Raw genomic sequence first — 1,047 nt, forward strand, 5'->3', positions numbered from 1 at the left:
GCTGAATTGTAGTGGTTGGTTCACGTGCCATTCGCCGCCATTTTCGGGGCCGAGCCGGACAAATAGGTCTCGCGTGCGCAACTGCGGATCTCCTGCGACGTCCTTGAGCTCATGCACATGCCCCCACGGAATTTCCATAGCATCGAAAAGACCTGCCCACACTTCCAGCGTTTGCTTTGCGATCGCAGCGGCAAGTTGCGCGCGATAGTCAGCAGCATGTTGCACGCGGTCCTGATGATTTGCGGAGGTCAAATGTGCCAGACCAGTACTTTGGCACAGAGCCTGCCAGTAGTGATCCTCGTTAGCGATGCTCAGCGTGATCATCTTGTTGTCCGCGCAAGTGAATGTTCCATAGGCCGGTTCTTCCTCGTATACCTCTGCCATTGGTCTTCCGTTTAAAGTCGCATAGTGATACGCGGTCATCCATGATACCAGGCTATCGGTCATAGCAAGATCAATGTAGCAGCCGTGCCCGGTTCGTTCCCGCGCCAGCAAAGCCGAAACCACACCAAATGCCGCCAGTGTACCCGAGGCGAGATCGGCCACGGGCAGTTGAAACGGTTTCTCCAAGCGTCCACTCCGAGGCTGCTGAAATAGAACCCCGGCTAAGCCTTGGCAGGAGAGGTCGTGAACCGGACGCCTGCGGTAAGGCCCATTTTGACCGAAGCCGGTCAACGAGAGATATATCAGACGGCGATTCATTGGACGGAGCTGTGCGTAACTCAACCCCAGGTTTTTCATCACATCGGGCCTGTACCCTTCGATTAGCACGTCCGCAGTTTTGCTCAAGTCGAATAGGGATTCCCGACCGGCCGCTGACTTGAGATCAAGTACAATGCTTCGCTTGTTGCGGCTCAGGGAGGAAAAGAGGCTTTTGAGCTTGCGAGCGGGATCACCGCCGTTGGGCCTCTCGATCAGAGTGACATCTGCGCCTAGGTCTGCCAGTAGCAGGGTTGCATATGGACCAGGATACTGTTCTGCGAGACTTAGCACGCTCACTCCTTCAAGTGGTGATCCGATCACGCGAAGCTCCATTTAATAATGTTG

At 55.1% G+C, this 1,047-nt stretch carries 1 protein-coding gene; it reads right to left on the reverse strand.

Translation table 11 applies throughout. From position 1 onward, the window contains the following. Positions 1–1,035: CaiB/BaiF CoA-transferase family protein (locus EOA85_RS35935; RefSeq protein WP_245486380.1), on the reverse strand; the 1,035-nt coding region annotated here is incomplete at its 3' end. Positions 1,036–1,047 lie beyond the last annotated feature (12 nt).

Origin of the sequence: Mesorhizobium sp. M5C.F.Ca.IN.020.29.1.1 (assembly GCF_003997375.1) — a bacterium.
Lineage (GTDB): Bacteria > Pseudomonadota > Alphaproteobacteria > Rhizobiales > Rhizobiaceae > Mesorhizobium > Mesorhizobium wenxiniae.